The sequence below is a fragment of the Acinetobacter sp. AL9 genome, from assembly GCF_041464035.1.
Lineage (GTDB): Bacteria > Pseudomonadota > Gammaproteobacteria > Pseudomonadales > Moraxellaceae > Acinetobacter > Acinetobacter towneri.
Window position 1 is genome coordinate 86,938 of sequence record NZ_JAYFSK010000001.1, and the last position, 17,857, is coordinate 104,794.

14 protein-coding genes and 5 tRNA genes are annotated in these 17,857 nt (G+C 43.9%); 17 read left to right on the forward strand and 2 right to left on the reverse strand.

The features are described 5' to 3' along the window. Positions 1-79: 79 nt before the first annotated feature. The 17 genes from trpE to ACEO2X_RS00480 all read left to right on the forward strand — a co-directional run bounded on the left by trpE (position 80) and on the right by ACEO2X_RS00480 (position 17,030). The gene (gene trpE / locus ACEO2X_RS00400; protein WP_104852931.1) at positions 80-1,573 is read left to right on the forward strand and encodes an anthranilate synthase component I; all 1,494 of its coding nucleotides are present in this window, start codon (positions 80-82) and stop codon (positions 1,571-1,573) included. Between the two features lie 98 nt (positions 1,574-1,671). Continuing rightward, positions 1,672-1,747 (forward strand) — tRNA-Thr (locus ACEO2X_RS00405). A 55-nt stretch (positions 1,748-1,802) separates the two neighbouring features. Further along, a tRNA-Tyr gene (locus ACEO2X_RS00410) sits at positions 1,803-1,886 on the forward strand. 36 nt (positions 1,887-1,922) lie between these two features. Further along, positions 1,923-1,998, forward strand: a tRNA-Gly gene (locus tag ACEO2X_RS00415). A gap of 14 nt (positions 1,999-2,012) precedes the next feature. After that, a tRNA-Thr gene (locus ACEO2X_RS00420) sits at positions 2,013-2,087 on the forward strand. A 148-nt stretch (positions 2,088-2,235) separates the two neighbouring features. Then, positions 2,236-3,426, forward strand: a complete 1,191-nt coding sequence (tuf, locus tag ACEO2X_RS00425; protein WP_004975768.1) for an elongation factor Tu — start codon at positions 2,236-2,238, stop codon at positions 3,424-3,426. A 51-nt stretch (positions 3,427-3,477) separates the two neighbouring features. Beyond that, a tRNA-Trp gene (locus tag ACEO2X_RS00430) sits at positions 3,478-3,553 on the forward strand. Between the two features lie 73 nt (positions 3,554-3,626). Then, the gene (gene secE, locus ACEO2X_RS00435; RefSeq protein WP_004975769.1) at positions 3,627-4,067 is read left to right on the forward strand and encodes a preprotein translocase subunit SecE; all 441 of its coding nucleotides are present in this window, start codon (positions 3,627-3,629) and stop codon (positions 4,065-4,067) included. A gap of 7 nt (positions 4,068-4,074) precedes the next feature. Further along, positions 4,075-4,608 carry a transcription termination/antitermination protein NusG gene (gene nusG, locus ACEO2X_RS00440; RefSeq protein ID WP_004975770.1) on the forward strand — a complete coding sequence of 178 codons (534 nt, stop codon included), beginning with the start codon at positions 4,075-4,077 and terminating at the stop codon, positions 4,606-4,608. A 116-nt stretch (positions 4,609-4,724) separates the two neighbouring features. Further along, positions 4,725-5,153, forward strand: a complete 429-nt coding sequence (gene rplK / locus ACEO2X_RS00445) for a 50S ribosomal protein L11 (protein WP_004975771.1) — start codon at positions 4,725-4,727, stop codon at positions 5,151-5,153. 3 nt (positions 5,154-5,156) lie between these two features. Beyond that, positions 5,157-5,852: a 50S ribosomal protein L1 gene (gene rplA, locus ACEO2X_RS00450; RefSeq protein ID WP_004975774.1), complete on the forward strand. Its 696-nt coding sequence runs from the start codon at positions 5,157-5,159 to the stop codon at positions 5,850-5,852. A gap of 321 nt (positions 5,853-6,173) precedes the next feature. Next, positions 6,174-6,680: a 50S ribosomal protein L10 gene (gene rplJ, locus ACEO2X_RS00455; RefSeq protein ID WP_096902333.1), complete on the forward strand. Its 507-nt coding sequence runs from the start codon at positions 6,174-6,176 to the stop codon at positions 6,678-6,680. Positions 6,681-6,728: 48 nt separating this feature from the next. Further along, positions 6,729-7,100: a 50S ribosomal protein L7/L12 gene (gene rplL / locus ACEO2X_RS00460; protein WP_004975779.1), complete on the forward strand. Its 372-nt coding sequence runs from the start codon at positions 6,729-6,731 to the stop codon at positions 7,098-7,100. Between the two features lie 306 nt (positions 7,101-7,406). Then, entirely contained in the window at positions 7,407-11,495 is a 4,089-nt protein-coding gene (gene rpoB / locus ACEO2X_RS00465; protein WP_131260966.1) for a DNA-directed RNA polymerase subunit beta, read from the forward strand. A 157-nt stretch (positions 11,496-11,652) separates the two neighbouring features. After that, on the forward strand, positions 11,653-15,852 hold the full coding sequence (gene rpoC, locus ACEO2X_RS00470; protein ID WP_096902331.1) for a DNA-directed RNA polymerase subunit beta': 4,200 nt from the start codon (positions 11,653-11,655) through the stop codon (positions 15,850-15,852). Positions 15,853-16,003: 151 nt separating this feature from the next. Continuing rightward, positions 16,004-16,564, forward strand: a complete 561-nt coding sequence (locus ACEO2X_RS00475) for a hypothetical protein (protein WP_154321134.1) — start codon at positions 16,004-16,006, stop codon at positions 16,562-16,564. Positions 16,565-16,673: 109 nt separating this feature from the next. Continuing rightward, the gene (locus ACEO2X_RS00480; protein ID WP_096902329.1) at positions 16,674-17,030 is read left to right on the forward strand and encodes a DNA transfer protein p32; all 357 of its coding nucleotides are present in this window, start codon (positions 16,674-16,676) and stop codon (positions 17,028-17,030) included. Positions 17,031-17,132: 102 nt separating this feature from the next. On the opposite strand, the gene ACEO2X_RS00485 is transcribed toward ACEO2X_RS00480, so the two are convergent. Together ACEO2X_RS00485 and ACEO2X_RS00490 are read right to left on the reverse strand one after the other, a co-directional pair. After that, on the reverse strand, positions 17,133-17,723 hold the full coding sequence (locus ACEO2X_RS00485) for an alpha/beta hydrolase (protein ID WP_371970919.1): 591 nt from the start codon (positions 17,721-17,723) through the stop codon (positions 17,133-17,135). Between the two features lie 38 nt (positions 17,724-17,761). Beyond that, on the reverse strand, positions 17,762-17,857 hold a 96-nt coding region (locus ACEO2X_RS00490), incomplete at its 5' end, for a transposase domain-containing protein (protein ID WP_075175639.1).

A 17,857-nucleotide genomic window follows, 5' to 3' on the forward strand; every position in this document is an offset into this window, starting at 1 on the left:
GCGACGCTAGTCAATCTACAACCGTCCTTCACTTCGTCTTATCGAAAACATTGCTACATCGAAATATAGAGAGCTTCACATGACCACTCTGACTCAATTTGAACAACTTAAAGCAGCAGGCTACAACCTCATTCCTGTATATCGCCAGCGTTTGGCCGATACCGAAACTCCATTGTCGGTATTTGCACGTTTGAAGCAGCATCAACAAGCCTATTTGTTTGAGTCTGTAGAAGGTGGTGAAAACTGGGCACGTTATTCAATTATTGGTTTGGGTGAATCTACAGTTTTCTCCTGTAATGCGGGTGAACTCACCATCCAACATGCTGACGGTTCAATCGAAAAACAAACTTGTGCACAGCCGTTTCAGTATATCCGCGATTTTCAAGCTCAATTTAAAGTGCCTACGCAAGCTGACTTGCCTGAATTGCCAAGCTTTACAGGTGGTTTGGTGGGTTATTTTGGTTACGATGCAGTGCGTTATATCGAACCGCGTTTAAAAAACGTGCCTGCAGCAGATCCAGTCGGTTTGCCTGATATTTGGATGATGTTGTCTAAAACAGTCATCGTGTTTGATAACTTAAAAGATACCTTGTTCTTAATTGTGCATGCCGATGCAGCGCAGGCAGATGCTTATGACAAGGCACAACAACAACTCGATGCACTAGAAGAAATTTTAGCAACCCCGATTAGTCTAAAAGCAGAAAAACATACGCCACCACATTTTGAATCGCTTACAGGCAAAGAAAAATTCTTGGCGACCATTGATACCGTCAAAGAATACATTCGTGCAGGCGATGTTATGCAAGTGGTGCCTGGACATCGCATGGTGTCAGATTTTGATGGTGAGCCGTTACAGGTTTATCGTGCTTTGCGCCATCTCAACCCATCGCCGTACTTATTCTTGGTACAAGGCAAAACTTTGGGCGATGATCAGCCGTTTCATATTGTCGGCTCATCACCTGAAATTTTATCGCGTTTGGAAAATGGTATTGCCACTGTGCGTCCTTTAGCAGGTACACGCCCGCGCGGTAAAACCAAAGAAGAAGATTTGGCACTTGAGCAAGATTTGTTGTCGGATGAAAAAGAAATTGCCGAACACTTAATGCTGATTGACTTGGGGCGTAATGATGTCGGGCGTATCGCCAAAATTGGTAAAGTACAAGTGACTGATCAAATGGTGATCGAGCGTTATTCGCATGTCATGCATATTGTGTCCAATGTGCAAGGTGAAGTGCGTGACGATGTCGATGCTTTGGATGTTTTTCAGGCAACTTTCCCTGCAGGGACACTTTCGGGTGCACCAAAAATTCGTGCCATGGAAATTATTGATGAAGTTGAGCCTGTAAAACGTGGTGTTTTTGGTGGTGCTGTTGGTTATTTAGGCTGGCATGGCGAAATGGACATGTCGATTGCGATTCGTACCTGTGTTATTCGTCAAAATAAGGTCTATGTGCAGGCAGGCGCAGGTCTAGTTGCGGACTCAAATCCTGAATCTGAATGGAATGAAACCCAAATAAAAGCTCGCGCAGTGATCAAAGCGGTTGAATTATCATCAAATGGATTGATTTTATGAGTTTTTAGCGTTTTTTTTGAAAAAAACACTTGCACGGATTTCAAGTTTTGCTAAACTGCACACCGTTCCGATACGAAACGTACGAAACACTAAGAAACGCCGGCATAGCTCAGTTGGTAGAGCAACTGACTTGTAATCAGTAGGTCCACAGTTCGAATCCGTGTGCCGGCACCATCTTAGGGAGTTTGAGTTGTTAAGTAAAGAACGAACACTGAGTAAGTGTGAAAATGGTGGGATTCCCGAGCGGTCAAAGGGAGCAGACTGTAACTCTGCCGCGTAAGCTTCGAAGGTTCGAATCCTTCTCCCACCACCATTAGCTTCGATAGAAGTGGTAATTACCAACATAGATGCGGGAGTAGCTCAGTTGGTAGAGCGGCAGCCTTCCAAGCTGCATGTCGCGAGTTCGATCCTCGTCTCCCGCTCCATCGAAGGATTTGTCGCTCTTATAGCTCAGTGGTAGAGCACTCCCTTGGTAAGGGAGAGGTCTCGAGTTCAAATCTCGATAAGAGCTCCAGATACAGTTTAGCGATTATTCGCACAAGATTTTCAAAAAGCAGGCTTATTAGTCTGCTTTTCAAGTATTAGGTGTCTAGTTTTTTAGGCGATATGTCGGGGCAGAGTTTTACTCAGCATTGTGTTCGACGTAAACGAGGAAGATGAACATGGCTAAGGCTAAGTTTGAACGTAATAAGCCACACGTTAACGTGGGCACAATCGGTCACGTTGACCATGGTAAAACAACTTTAACAGCTGCGATTGCTACAGTATGTGCACGTAAGTTTGGTGGTGAAGCGAAAGATTACGCTGCTATCGACTCTGCACCAGAAGAAAAAGCACGTGGTATTACAATTAATACTTCTCACGTAGAATACGACTCTCCAACTCGTCACTACGCGCACGTAGACTGCCCAGGTCACGCCGACTATGTTAAAAACATGATCACTGGTGCTGCTCAGATGGATGGTGCGATCCTTGTTTGTTCAGCGACTGATGGTCCAATGCCACAAACTCGTGAACACATCCTTCTTTCTCGTCAGGTAGGTGTACCTTACATCATCGTATTCTTAAACAAATGCGATATCGTAGACGACGAAGAGTTAATCGAATTGGTTGAAATGGAAGTTCGTGAACTTCTTTCTACTTACGACTTCCCAGGCGACGACACTCCAGTAATCCGTGGTTCAGCACTTGCTGCACTTAACGGTGAATCAGGTCAATATGGCGAAGATGCTGTAGTTGCTCTTGTTGAAGCGCTTGATACTTACATCCCAGAGCCAGTACGTGCAATCGACCAAGCATTCTTAATGCCAATCGAAGACGTATTCTCTATTTCTGGTCGTGGTACAGTAGTAACTGGCCGTGTAGAAACTGGTATCGTGAAAGTAGGCGAAGAAGTTGAAATCGTTGGTATCAAAGACACAGTTAAAACAACTGTAACTGGCGTAGAAATGTTCCGTAAACTTCTTGACGAAGGTCGTGCGGGCGAGAACTGTGGTGTTCTTTTACGTGGTACTAAGCGTGAAGACGTACAACGTGGTCAAGTACTTGCTAAGCCAGGTACAATCAAGCCACACACTAAATTCGATGCGGAAGTATACGTACTTTCTAAAGAAGAGGGTGGTCGTCACACTCCATTCCTTAACGGTTACCGTCCACAATTCTATTTCCGTACAACTGACGTAACTGGTGCAATCCAGTTGAAAGAAGGCGTTGAAATGGTAATGCCAGGTGACAACGTTGAAATGTCAGTAGAATTAATCCACCCAATCGCAATGGACCCAGGTCTACGTTTTGCGATCCGTGAAGGTGGTCGTACTGTAGGTGCGGGTGTTGTTGCTAAAGTAACAGCATAATTATAGAATGTGTTAAACAGGTCGAGAGCTTTGGCTCTCGTTCTGTTTTGTAGGTCAGTAGTTCAATTGGTAGAGCGTCGGTCTCCAAAACCGAATGTTGGGGGTTCGAGTCCCTCCTGGCCTGCCACTTTTTTTAAAAAAGCTTGATGTCGGCTAATCTAGTCATATAATAAGTCGCGAATTCTACGACGAGTACAAAAATGTCGAATGATAAATCGCGTGACGCATTAAGCGACGCGCCAATCCCTCAAAGAAATAATTCTGCTGAAGTTGTTCAATCGAGTTCTCCATTAGACTACGTGTTGTGGGGTATCGCTTTGATTTTATTCATCGCTTCGATGATGGTGAATCAGCATCTTCCTGCGTATTGGGCACCAGCCAATGATATTTGGGTGCGTGTTGGGGTAATTTTGGCTTGTATCGTTGTGGCTTTAGGTTTATTATACGCCACCCATCAAGGCAAAGGCTTTGTTCGTTTGCTTAAAGATTCACGTATTGAGTTACGTCGAGTCACTTGGCCTACTAAACAGGAAACTGTAACAACGTCATGGCATGTATTGATTGTTGTGGTAGTCACTTCAATTGTATTGTGGTGTTTTGACTATTTGTTAGGCTGGGCAATCAAGTTAATTATCGGGTAAAAGAGCTATGAAACGTTGGTACATTATTCATGCCTACTCAGGTTATGAAAAACAAGTGATGCGTTCGCTTAATGATCGAATCCAGCGTAGCGCTGTTGCCGATAGCTTTGGTGAAGTCCTTGTTCCTACCGAAGAAGTGGTAGAAATGAAGGATGGTAAGAAACGTAAGTCAGAGCGTAAGTTCTTTCCAGGCTATGTATTGGTTGAAATGGAAATGAACGATGAAACTTGGCACATTGTTAAAGAGTGTCCAAAAGTTTTAGGTTTTATTGGTGGTACAGCAGAAAAGCCTGCCCCAATTACGCAAAAAGAAGCTGACGCGATTCTTGCACGTGTACGCAATACTGGTGAAGCACCTCGTCCGAAGACGATGTTTGAACCAGGCGAAGAATTACTTGTGATTGATGGTCCATTCACCGACTTTAAAGGCGTGGTGGAAGAAGTTCAATACGAGAAGTCACGTTTAACGTTGACAATTAATGTATTTAATCGACCTACTCAGGTTGAGCTGGAATTTCGTCAAGTCGAAAAATCCGTTTAAGTTTGAGTGGTTGGAAAACGCCCGATTTATTATGAATCGGGCATTGTTGTTGTAACGGTATCGTTACTTAAAATATTGGGGAGCCTAGCGGCGTTTGTACCCAGAGGTAATTTGAAATGGCTAAGAAGATTGACGGCTATATCAAGCTGCAAGTTCCAGCTGGTAAAGCGAATCCATCTCCACCAATTGGTCCTGCATTAGGTCAACGTGGTGTTAACATCATGGCATTCTGTAAAGAATTCAATGCTGCTACACAAAAAGTTGAACCAGGTTTGCCAATTCCTGTAGTGATCACTGTGTACAACGACAAGTCGTTCACATTCATCATGAAAACTCCTCCTGCTGCAATTCTTCTTAAGAAAGCTGCAGGCATTCAAAAGGGTTCAGCTGTACCTAACAAAAACAAAGTTGGTAAGTTGACTCGTGCTCAATTAGAAGAAATCGCGACTACTAAAGAACCAGATTTAACTGGTGCTGATTTAGAAGCACGTGTGCGTACCATTGCTGGTTCTGCACGTTCTATGGGCTTGGATGTGGAGCTATAAGACATGGCAAAGTTAACTAAACGTCAAAAAGCCATTGCTGCTGCTGTAGAAGCAAACAAAGTTTACACTTTGGAAGAAGCAGTTGAAGTTCTAAACAACCTTCCTGCTGCTAAATTCAAAGAATCTTTGGATGTTGCGGTAAACCTAGGTGTTGACCCACGTAAATCTGATCAGGTTGTTCGTGGTGCGACTACACTTCCTGCAGGTACTGGTAAAACTGTACGTGTAGCTGTTTTCGCTCAAGGTGCTGCTGCAGAAGCTGCTAAAGCTGAAGGCGCAGACGTAGTTGGTTTCGACGACTTAGCTGAAAGCATTCAAGCGGGTAACCTTGACTTTGACGTTGTGATTGCAGCTCCGGATGCAATGCGCGTAGTAGGTAAGTTGGGTACGATTCTTGGTCCACGTGGCTTAATGCCAAACCCTAAAGTGGGTACTGTAACTCCTGACGTTGCGACTGCAGTTAAAAATGCAAAAGCAGGTCAAGCGCGTTACCGTGTAGACAAAGCGGGTATTATCCACGCTGCGATTGGTCAAGTTGGCTTTACTGCTGAAGCAGTTCGTTCAAACGTTGAAACCTTAGTTGCTGACTTGAAAAAGTTAAAGCCTGCAACTTCTAAAGGCGTATACATCAAAAAGATCACTTTGAGCTCTACTATGGGTCCTGGTCTTGTTATTGATGTACAGAACGTTTCTAACTAAGTCTGACTTAGAAAGAATTTTAAAGTCCTGAAAAGTCTCCTTCTCCCTCTGGGAGAAGGTCGGGATGAGGGTTAAACCTCTCCCTAACCCTCTCCTAGCAGGAGAGGGGGACATTCAGGCGGACTTTGAATTGGTAAATGAGAATTTATCAGCGTCAAAGACCTCAGGCGAAAGTAGTTTTATGCTGCTTTCTTAATCTTCCAGCCTGGGTAGACGCGGTGGTGTGATTTATTCCTCCTCCGCGTGTAAGTTCAGCAATGAATTTACGAATTGGGAGTGTGCTTCACGTAAGCACATAAATCACCGTTAGGAGGTTTTACAATGGCTCTTCTTATCGAAGACAAAAAACAGATCGTAGCAGAAGTTAACGAAGTTGCTTCTAAAGCGTTCTCTGCTGTTGTTGCTGACTATCAAGGTATGAGCGTTGAGCAATTAACGGCTCTACGTGTTGAAGCGCGTAAATTAGGTGTTACTACACGTGTTGTACGTAATACTTTGGCTAAACGTGCTTTTCAAGATACGCAATTCACGATCTTGAACGACAACCTTGTTGGCCCAACAATTTTAGCTTTCTCAACTTCTGAAGACGACATGGGTGCAGCTGCACGCTTGTTCGAAGAATTCGCTAAAACGAATAAAGCATTTGAACTTAAAGCTGCTGCATTTGACGGCAAACTTTATCAAGGTGCTGAAGTTAGCGTAATTGCGAATCTTCCGAACCAAGAAAAAGCGCTTACTATGCTTGCAAACGTTCTTCAAGCTCCTATTTCGAAATTGGGTCGCCTTATTACTGCGCTCAAAGAGAAAAACGAGTCAGAAGCTGCATAAGCTTAAATTTATTTCCACACCATTCAATTTCCATTTGGAGTTATTCTCATGGCTTTAACTAACGAAGAAATCTTAAACGCAGTTGCTGAAAAAACTGTTCTTGAACTTGTTGAACTTATCTCTGCTTTTGAAGAGAAATTCAATGTATCAGCTGCTGCTGTTGCTGTTGCTGCTGCTCCAGGCGCTGGCGCTGCTGCTGCAGAAGAGCAATCTGAATTCAACGTTGAGTTGACTTCTTTCGGTGCGAACAAAGTTGCTGTAATTAAAGCAGTTCGTGAAGCTACTGGCCTTGGTCTTAAAGAAGCTAAAGACATCGTTGAAGGCGCTCCTTCAGTGATCAAAGAAGCTGTTTCTAAAGAAGAAGGTGAAGAGCTTAAGAAGAAACTTGAAGAAGCTGGTGCTACAGTTACACTTAAGTAATCTTAAGGGGAGTCGATTTTTTTATAATCGACTCCAAAAAATGGCTGATGGCTCTTGGGTCATCAGCCTTTTTGCGTTACAATTATCGGCTCGATTTTTGTTTGAATGATGGAAAATCATCGAAAACAATATAAATCAATAAAATCAAACGCTTACCAATATTTTTCCACATTTAAAAATATTGTTAAGCGTTTTAATACCACTAAAAATTGCAGCATTTGTAAAGAGTGGTGGCCATATCGGCCTGCGTAATTCCTTCTAAACCCGTTCTGCAGGCGGGTTTAGTTTACTTTCCGAGGACTCCAGATGGCATACTCATATACCGAAAAGAAACGGATCCGTAAGAATTTTGGTAAATTGCCCCAAGTAATGGATGCACCGTACTTGCTTTCGATTCAAGTCGACTCGTACCGTACTTTCCTTCAAGATGGCAAAACTCCAAAAAGCCGCGAAGATATCGGTCTCCAAGCCGCATTTCGTTCAGTTTTTCCTATAGAAAGTTATTCTGGCAATGCTGCTTTAGAATTTGTTGAGTATAGTCTTGGTAAGCCTGAGTTTGATGTACGTGAGTGTATTCTTCGCGGCTCAACTTATGCGGCACCAATGCGCGTAAAAATTCGTTTGATCATTAAAGATCGTGAAACGAAATCAATCAAAGATGTGCGTGAGCAAGAAGTCTACATGGGCGAAATGCCATTGATGACGGATAACGGTACCTTTGTGATTAACGGTACTGAGCGTGTAATTGTTTCTCAATTACACCGTTCACCAGGCGTGTTCTTTGACCATGATAAAGGTAAGACCCACTCGAGCGGTAAAGTGTTGTATTCAGCACGCATTATTCCTTACCGTGGCTCATGGTTAGACTTTGAATTCGATGCCAAAGACCTCGTTTATGTGCGTATTGACCGTCGTCGTAAATTGCTTGCGACTGTAGTGTTGCGTGCATTGGGCTATAGCAATGAACAAATCCTAGACTTGTTCTTTGAGAAAGTACCTGTCTATTTAGACATGGGTAGCTACCAAATTGACCTTGTCCCAGAACGCTTACGTGGCGAAATGGCACAATTTGACATCACTGATACTGACGGCAAAGTGATTGTTGAGCAAGGTAAACGCATTAATGCGCGTCACGTACGTCAAATGGAAGCAGCTGGTCTTGAGAAGCTTTCAGTTCCTGATGAGTACTTGTACGAACGTATTACTGCAGAAGACATCCAGCTAAAAGATGGCGATGTGATTGCTGCAAACACCTTGTTAAGCCATGAAATCATGGTGAAACTTGCAGAAGGTGGTGTTAAACAATTTAACATCCTATTCACCAATGACATCGACCGTGGTTCGTTCATTGCGGACACCTTACGTGCAGATACAACTGTTGGTCGTGAAGATGCTTTGGTAGAAATCTACAAAGTGATGCGTCCAGGTGAGCCACCGACGAAAGAAGCCGCTGAAAATCTGTTCAATAACTTGTTCTTCTCTTCTGAGCGTTATGATTTATCGCCAGTAGGTCGTATGAAGTTCAACCGTCGTTTGGGTCGTCCTTACGAAGTGGGTACAGATCAGAAATCACGTGAAGTTGAAGGTATTTTGTCTAACGAAGACATTACCGATGTACTTAAAACATTGATCGAAATCCGTAACGGTAAAGGTGAAGTCGACGATATCGACCACTTGGGTAACCGTCGCGTACGTTCAGTGGGCGAGATGACTGAAAACCAATTCCGTGTTGGTTTGGTACGTGTTGAGCGTGCTGTAAAAGAGCGTTTGTCACAAGCTGAAACAGACAACCTGTCTCCGCAAGATTTAATCAATGCGAAGCCAGTGGCTGCTGCAATCAAAGAATTCTTTGGTTCAAGCCAATTGTCTCAGTTCATGGACCAAAACAACCCGTTGTCTGAAATTACCCACAAGCGTCGCGTATCTGCGCTTGGTCCAGGTGGTTTGACACGTGAACGTGCAGGCTTTGAGGTACGTGACGTACACCAAACTCACTATGGTCGTGTGTGTCCAATTGAAACGCCTGAAGGTCCAAACATTGGTTTGATCAACTCGCTTTCTGTTTATGCAAAATGTAATAATTTTGGCTTCTTGGAAACGCCATACCGTAAAGTGGTTGATGGTCGTGTAACCGATGAGGTTGAGTATTTATCTGCAATTGAAGAAGTGGGCACGATCATTGCGCAAGCGGACTCAAGCGTAGACCAAGATGGCAATTTAACAGAAGAATTCGTATCTGTACGTCACCAAGGTGACTTCGTGCGTATGCCGCCAGAGCGCGTGACGCACATGGACGTTTCTGCACAGCAGGTTGTATCTGTAGCTGCATCACTGATTCCATTCCTTGAGCACGATGACGCCAACCGTGCCTTGATGGGATCGAACATGCAACGTCAGGCTGTTCCGACGCTTATCGCTGATAAACCACTTGTGGGTACAGGGATGGAAGCGAACGTAGCACATGACTCAGGTGTATGTGTGATTGCAAACCGTGGTGGTCGTATTGAATATGTCGATGCTTCACGTGTAGTCATTCGTGTGAACGAAGAAGAAATGATCGCGGGTGAAGCAGGTGTAGATATCTACAACCTGATCAAATACACACGTTCAAACCAAAACACTTGTATTAACCAAAAAGTTTTGGTGAAGATGGGTGATAAGGTAGGTCGTGGTGATGTATTGGCTGACGGTCCATCTACAGATGGCGGTGAGCTTGCACTCGGTCAGAACATGCGTGTCGCGTTCATGACTTGGAATGGCTATAACTACGAAGACTCGATCTTGCTTTCTGAGCGTGTACTTCAAGAAGACCGTTTAACTTCGATTCACATTCAAGAATTGTCATGTGTTGCACGTGATACCAAATTGGGTGCGGAAGAAATCACAGCTGATATTCCAAACGTGGGCGAAGCTGCACTGTCTAAACTAGACGAGTCTGGTATCGTTTACATTGGTGCTGAAGTGACTGCAGGCGACATTCTTGTTGGTAAAGTAACGCCTAAGGGTGAAACTCAGTTAACGCCTGAAGAAAAATTGCTTCGTGCAATCTTCGGTGAAAAAGCAGCAGATGTGAAAGATTCATCATTGCGCGTTCCATCAGGTACTAAAGGTACTGTGATTGACGTTCAAGTCTTTACCCGTGATGGTCTAGAAAAAGACGAACGTGCACAAGCGATTGAAAAAGCACAACTTGATGCATACCGCAAAGACTTGAAAGAAGAATACAAAATCTTTGAAGAAGCAGCGCGTGAACGTATTATCCGCTTATTAAAAGGTCAAGAATCTAACGGTGGCGGTACAACTAAACGTGGCGACAAACTTTCTGAAGATGTGTTGTCTGGTTTAGAGTTAGTTGATCTACTTGAAATTCAACCAAGTGATGAAGCAATTGCTGAGCGTTTAACTCAAATTCAAACTTTCTTGAAAGAGAAGAGCTTTGAAATTGATGAGAAATTCGCTGAGAAGAAACGTAAGCTTTCTACAGGCGATGAACTCACTACGGGCGTGTTGAAAGTTGTTAAAGTTTATCTTGCTGTTAAGCGTCGCATCCAACCGGGTGACAAGATGGCGGGTCGTCACGGTAACAAAGGTGTTGTATCAAACATCTTGCCTGTAGAAGACATGCCGCACGATGCTAACGGTGTACCAGTAGATATCGTATTGAACCCACTAGGCGTACCATCGCGTATGAACGTGGGTCAGATTCTTGAAACACACTTGGGTATGGCAGCCAAAGGTTTGGGTGAGCAAATTGATAAAATGCTCAAACAACAACGTGAAATTGCTGAACTACGTGAGTTCCTAGACAAGATTTATAACAAAGTTGGTGGCGAGCAAGAAGATCTTGACAGCTTAACTGATGATGAAATCTTGGTATTGGCTGGCAACTTACGTGCAGGTGTTCCGTTGGCTACTCCTGTATTTGATGGTGCAGAAGAAGGTCAAATTAAAGAATTACTTGAACTGGCTGAATTACCACGTTCTGGTCAAACCGTGTTGTACGATGGTCGTACAGGCGAGAAATTTGACCGTCCAGTGACTGTAGGTTATATGTACATGCTCAAACTCAACCACTTGGTGGATGACAAGATGCACGCACGTTCTACAGGTTCTTACTCACTTGTAACGCAACAGCCGTTGGGTGGTAAGGCACAATTCGGTGGTCAGCGTTTCGGTGAGATGGAAGTCTGGGCACTTGAAGCATACGGTGCTGCATACACGCTTCAAGAAATGCTCACTGTGAAGTCGGATGACGTTGAAGGTCGTACCCGTATCTATAAGAACATTGTAGATGGTAACCATTATATGGACCCAGGTATGCCTGAATCGTTTAACGTATTGACCAAAGAGATCCGTTCTTTAGGTATCAACATTGAACTGAAAAATGGTGACTAAGCATCTCCATTAAATCTCCCTAAATCCCTCTTTATAAAAGAGGGACTTTTCCCCCTTTGAAAAAGAGGGATTAAGGAGGATTAAAACTCAGTTAAAAAACAATATTTGTGACCCAGTTGGGATGTGAAAACAGCCTCCCAGCACACGGAGAAAAAAATTGAAAGACTTGCTCGATATCATGCGCAAAAAGACGGATTCAGACGGTCATGCTCCAGTAGAGTTTGACCGCATCCGTATTGGTCTTGCGTCACCAGAAATGATTAAGTCATGGTCTCACGGTGAAGTTAAAAAGCCAGAAACCATTAACTATCGTACGTTTAAGCCTGAACGTGATGGTTTATTCTGTGCCAAAATTTTTGGTCCAGTAAAAGATTACGAATGCTTGTGTGGTAAATACAAGCGTATGAAATACAAAGGCGTCATTTGTGAAAAATGTGGCGTTGAAGTAACGACTGCAAAAGTTCGTCGTGAGCGTATGGGTCACATCGAACTTGCTTCTCCAGTTGCACACATTTGGTTCTTGAAATCATTACCAAGCCGTATTGGTTTATTACTTGATATGACTTTACGTGATATCGAGCGCGTATTATATTTCGAATCTTATGTGGTTACTGACCCAGGTATGACGCCATTTGAGAAATATCAACTTCTCAATGACGAAGAATACTTCAATGCTCTAGAAGAGCATGGTGATGAATTCACTGCGAAAATGGGTGCTGAAGCAGTTCAAGACTTGTTAAAAGACATCGATCTTGAAGCTGAAATTGCTCGTTTACGTGAAGAAATTCCACAAACAACTTCAGAAACTAAGCTGAAAAAAGCCTCTAAGCGTTTGAAGTTGATGGAAGCGTTCAAAGAGTCGAACAACAAGCCTGAATGGATGGTGATGAATGTACTGCCTGTACTTCCACCAGATCTTCGCCCGTTGGTTCCACTTGAAGGTGGTCGTTTTGCGACTTCTGACTTGAACGATCTTTATCGTCGTGTGATTAACCGTAACAACCGTTTGAAGCGTCTTCTTGACCTTGCAGCGCCAGACATCATCGTACGTAACGAAAAACGTATGTTACAAGAGTCTGTTGATGCCTTGTTAGATAACGGTCGTCGTGGTCGTGCAATCACAGGTTCAAACAAGCGTCCGCTTAAATCTTTGGCAGATATGATCAAAGGTAAGCAAGGTCGTTTCCGTCAAAACTTACTTGGTAAGCGTGTTGACTATTCAGGTCGTTCGGTGATTACCGTTGGTCCAAACCTACGTTTACACCAGTGTGGTCTTCCGAAGAAAATGGCACTTGAACTGTTCAAGCCATTCATCTTTGCAAAATTACAAGCTTCAGGTCAAGCAACCACCATTAAAGCTGCGAAGAAAATGGTTGAGCGCGAAACCCCAGAAGTTTGGGATGTACTTGCATCTGTAATTCGTCAACACCCAGTGATGTTGAACCGTGCGCCTACACTTCACCGTTTGGGTCTTCAAGCATTTGAACCGATCCTGATTGAAGGTAAAGCCATCCGTCTACACCCACTCGTTTGTGCTGCGTTTAACGCCGACTTCGACGGTGACCAAATGGCGGTACACGTACCATTAACGCTTGAAGCGCAATTAGAAGCGCGTGCGTTAATGATGTCCACCAACAACATCTTGTCTCCTGCGAACGGTGAGCCAATCATCGTACCATCTCAGGACGTGGTGTTGGGCTTGTATTACATCACGCGTGATGCAATCAATGCCAAAGGTGAAGGCATGGTGTTTGCAGATACGCACGAAGTAAACCGTGCACTTGCAACGGGTCAAGTTGACTTACACGCTCGCGTAAAAGCACGTGTACACCAAACCGTAATCAATGAAAATGGTGAGCGTGAGCAACAAACTATTGTTGTAGATACGACACCAGGTCGCTGCTTGCTTTGGGAAGTTGTGCCTGAAGGTTTAAGCTTCGAGCAAATTAACCTAGAGATGAACAAAAAGAACATCTCAAAGTTAATCAACTCTTGCTACCGTAAATTAGGTCTAAAAGACACGGTTATTTTTGCAGACCAATTGATGTACTTGGGCTTCCGTCAAGCGACACGTTCAGGTGTTTCTGTGGGTATGGAAGACATGGTTATTCCACCACAAAAACAAGCAATTATTGAAAAAGCAGAAACTGAAGTTCGTGAAATTGAACAACAGTTCGAGCAAGGCTTCGTAACTGCGGGTGAGCGTTATAACAAAGTGGTCGATATTTGGGCACGTACCAACGACCAAGTTGCTAAAGCGATGATGGACAACTTGTCATTCACAACTGTGAAAAACAAACAGGGTGAAGACGAGAAGCAAAAATCATTCAACTCGATCTACATGATGTCGGATTCAGGTGCGCGTGGTAGTGCGGCACAGATTCGTCAGTTGGCGGGTATGCGTGGTTTGATGGCGAAACCAGATGGTTCGATCATTGAAACGCCAATTAAAGCGAACTTCCGTGAAGGTTTGACGGTACTTCAGTACTTCATTTCAACTCACGGTGCGCGTAAAGGTTTGGCCGATACCGCATTGAAAACAGCGAACTCAGGTTACTTGACACGTCGTTTGGTTGACGTTGCACAAGACTTGGTAATTACTGAGCCAGATTGCGGTACTTATGGCGGTTTAGTGATGACACCATTCATTCAAGGTGGTGATGTCATTGAAAACCTTGGTACGCGTGTATTAGGTCGTGTAACTGCAGAAGATGTGAAGAAAGCGGGTTCAGACGAAGTTATTCTGCCACGTAACACACTCATTGATGAAAAACTTGCTAACTTCTTAGAAGAGCAAGGTGTCGATGAAGTAAAAGTACGTTCAGTGGTATCTTGTGAATCGACCTTTGGTGTATGTGCGAAGTGTTATGGTCGTGACCTAGCACGTGGTCACTTGGTGAATCCAGGTGAATCTGTGGGTGTAATGGCTGCTCAATCGATTGGTGAGCCAGGTACACAGTTAACCATGCGTACATTCCACGTGGGTGGTGCGGCAAGCCGAACTTCTGCAGCCAATAGCGTACAAGTGCGTAACAAAGGTTCAGTACGTTTCCATAACGTGAAAACTGTACAACACGCTAAAGGTCACTTGGTATCTGTTTCACGTTCAGGTGAAATTGGTATTGCCGATGAGTTAGGTCGTGAGCGTGAGCGTTATAAACTGCCATACGGTGCGTCAATCTTGCTCAAAGATGGCGAAGCGGTAGAAGCTGGCGGTATTGTGGCGACTTGGGATCCACACACGCATCCACTTGTGACCGAAGTTGCGGGTAAAATCCGTTTCAGCCAAATTGCTGATGGCGTGACTGCAACCTCGAAAACTGATGATGCAACAGGTATGACCACAGTTGAAATCTTGCCAGTGACTTCACGTCCTGCGTCAGGTAAAGACTTACGTCCTGCTGTGGTATTAGACACTGTGGATGGTGGCGAACAGTTCTACTTCTTGCCACAGAACACGATTCTTTCTGTCCGTGATGGCGAAAATATCGGTGTGGGTGACGTTATTGGTCGTGTACCACAAGAATCTTCACGTACTCGTGATATTACCGGTGGTTTACCACGCGTTGCAGACTTATTTGAAGCACGTAAACCAAAAGAGCATGCGATTCTTGCAGAAGTGTCAGGTATCGTGAGCTTTGGTAAAGAAACCAAAGGTAAGAACCGTTTAGTGATTACACCAGATGATGGCTCTGAGATTTACGAAGAGTTGATTCCAAAATGGCGTAACATCAACGTGTTTGAAGGTGAGCATGTGAACCGTGGTGAAACCATTTCTGATGGTCCACAAAACCCACATGACATCTTACGCTTGAAAGGTGAAGTGGCATTAACCAACTACATCGTGAACGAAGTTCAAGACGTTTACCGCTTACAAGGTGTAAAAATTAACGATAAGCACATTGAAGTCATCGTGCGTCAAATGTTGCGTAAAGTTGAAATCACCGATGGTGGCGATACGAGCTTCATCAAAGGCGAACAAGTGGATTACATTCGCGTGGTACAAGAAAACCAAGCTGTACTTGCACAAAACAAGTTCCCAGCGAAGTTTGAACGTCAATTGATGGGTATCACCAAAGCATCGCTTTCAACAGACTCGTTCATTTCTGCTGCATCGTTCCAGGAAACTACACGTGTGTTAACTGAAGCGGCTGTAACAGGTAAAGAAGATGATTTACGTGGCTTGAAAGAGAACGTTGTTGTGGGTCGTTTGATCCCAGCAGGTACGGGTCTTGCTTACCACTTAGAGCGTCGTCGTCAAGAAGCTGAAGCTGCTGAATTGGCATTAGTGAATGATTTCTCTGATGTAGATCAAGCATTAAGCCAAGCATTTAGCGATGAATTTAACGATCTCTAATTCGTTTTAAAGCATCATTTAAAGACGCCTTTCGAGGCGTCTTTTTTTTGCCAACGTTTTAGTTGCATATTTTGCTTTAATAAAGCCGCAATATTGCATATAGTGAATTAAGAACAATTTAAAAATATCAAGAAAACTAAGGGGATAGCTTATGCAATTTAGAGGACTGACACTGTGTTTATCGGCAATGCTACTGAGTGTGTCTGTTTCGGCTGCACCAATGCCAAACAGCATTGTGGTGAAAGACAAAGCCATTGTGCCTATTCTAAAAACTGAAGTGATTCGTACAGTGACAGGTGAAAAGCCTATACGCCATGTAGAAGCCACGATTTTTGAAGTGAGCAATCAGGGTAAAGATATTGTGGCAAAGGAAGTTGTTTTTGATGATGATCAAGCACAGTTTTCAGAGAAACAATTGGGTATTCCTGTGATTCAAAAAGGTGGGGTGATTGTACCAACCTCAAAAATTGAGTTGAATAAAACCCTAAAGCAGGATGGTAAAGTCATTTCTGAAGTGAAAACGATTGATGCAGAAGGCATGGAATATAAGCAGGGGCAGGCGCCAATTCATCGCACATTAAAACTGGATCGGGTCAAAACGCCTGAAAGCAAAGAAACAGTTTCTCATGCTGTGTTTACTGAAGATGGTAAAACCACACGTGATGTGGTGGTACTTGAAGAAGAGGGTACAGAATCCTTTATGATGCCTTAAGCATTTTACAGAAATACTCATATCTTACTGTGCTTGGTAACAGATTTTTCAAAGTTGATGCCGCAAGATGCACTACACTTAAAATCAACAACAGCGGGGAGACATCGCGATGAAAAAAGTATTTAGCGTATTGGCAGTTGCAACTGTATCGACCATGTTAATGGCGGGTTGTGAGAGCATGAGTTCAAATGACCAACGTATTGGTGCAGCAGCATTAGGCGGTGCCGTTGGTGGCGCAGCGGGTAACAGCGTAGGTGGTAGTGTTGGTGCAGCAGCAGGCGCAGGTGCAGGTGCAGCAGTTGGAAGTAAAACCCAAGATGGTTCTAACCGTAACGCAACCTATAGTGGAATTGGCGGTGCGATTGGTTCAATTTTAGGTAAAGAAGTGATAGGTGGTAATGCAGGCGCTGCAATCGGTGGTGCTGTTGGTGGTGGTGCTGGTGCAGCCATCGAGCAAAAGCGTTAATCTGAATACGAACAGCCATGCCATCCTACTGAAGTATTTATATTTCAGTACATCCAACGCAGAGTCTTATGATTCTGCGTTTTTTATGCGCTAGCTGAAAAATTAATGCGTTTGGATAAATTGATTGACTGCTTGAGTATAAGCATTATTTTGTCCCAATGACTTGTTGATTTCAGCATGTGAAAGTCGGACAGGCAATAACTGGGTTTGAGTTCCGAATTTCTGTGCTTGTTGAATAAATTGTCGAGCTTGAGTACAGGGTTGATCTGCACGGATGGTTGAGCACACCGCGAGAAATGCAGGTAAAGCTTGATGTAGCTGAGCTATCGGAGAAAGGGCTTTCCAGTTGGAAGGTTGATCACCAAAGGCTTGATCATAAAAACGTGCATGACGTGTTTGCATTATCTTTTCTATATCATAAGCCGCGCTATCTAAAGCAACTGTAGCACGCCAAGGCTGTGGCTGGGGTGCCAGCCAATGGGGGCGAACGGTTAATAGACTGACCAGGTGTGCGCCCGCAGAATGTCCTATCAGCACCAAGCGTTTTGAGTCAGCATGCCAATGCGGTGCCTGATTTTGGATATAAATAAGCGCTTGGGCGATATCCTGAGTTTGCTGCTGTACGGTCACATCCGGAACTAATCTATAGTTGATAGACACAAAAATCCAGTTTTGCTTGGTCCAGTAACTCAGCTTATTTGTAAGCGTCCGCTGAACCCCATGCCTATTTTTTAATTCGGTTCAGGTTTCCAGCGGTGTGGTAGCAATTCTTCAATCTGAGTCACTTTATGTGTCGGCAACCTTTTCAGCACATCACTTAAATAGGC

Bases quoted from the DNA above. Each gene is read 5' to 3' on its own strand.
- rplJ (WP_096902333.1), top strand. From the start codon at position 6,174: ATGGCTCTTCTTATCGAAGACAAAAAACAGATCGTAGCAGAAGTTAAC.
- ACEO2X_RS00480 (WP_096902329.1), top strand. From the start codon at position 16,674: ATGAAAAAAGTATTTAGCGTATTGGCAGTTGCAACTGTATCGACCATG.
- nusG (WP_004975770.1), top strand. From the start codon at position 4,075: ATGAAACGTTGGTACATTATTCATGCCTACTCAGGTTATGAAAAACAA.
- ACEO2X_RS00475 (WP_154321134.1), top strand. From the start codon at position 16,004: ATGCAATTTAGAGGACTGACACTGTGTTTATCGGCAATGCTACTGAGT.
- rplL (WP_004975779.1), top strand. From the start codon at position 6,729: ATGGCTTTAACTAACGAAGAAATCTTAAACGCAGTTGCTGAAAAAACT.
- trpE (WP_104852931.1), top strand. From the start codon at position 80: ATGACCACTCTGACTCAATTTGAACAACTTAAAGCAGCAGGCTACAAC.
- tuf (WP_004975768.1), top strand. From the start codon at position 2,236: ATGGCTAAGGCTAAGTTTGAACGTAATAAGCCACACGTTAACGTGGGC.
- rpoB (WP_131260966.1), top strand. From the start codon at position 7,407: ATGGCATACTCATATACCGAAAAGAAACGGATCCGTAAGAATTTTGGT.
- rplA (WP_004975774.1), top strand. From the start codon at position 5,157: ATGGCAAAGTTAACTAAACGTCAAAAAGCCATTGCTGCTGCTGTAGAA.
- rplK (WP_004975771.1), top strand. From the start codon at position 4,725: ATGGCTAAGAAGATTGACGGCTATATCAAGCTGCAAGTTCCAGCTGGT.
- secE (WP_004975769.1), top strand. From the start codon at position 3,627: ATGTCGAATGATAAATCGCGTGACGCATTAAGCGACGCGCCAATCCCT.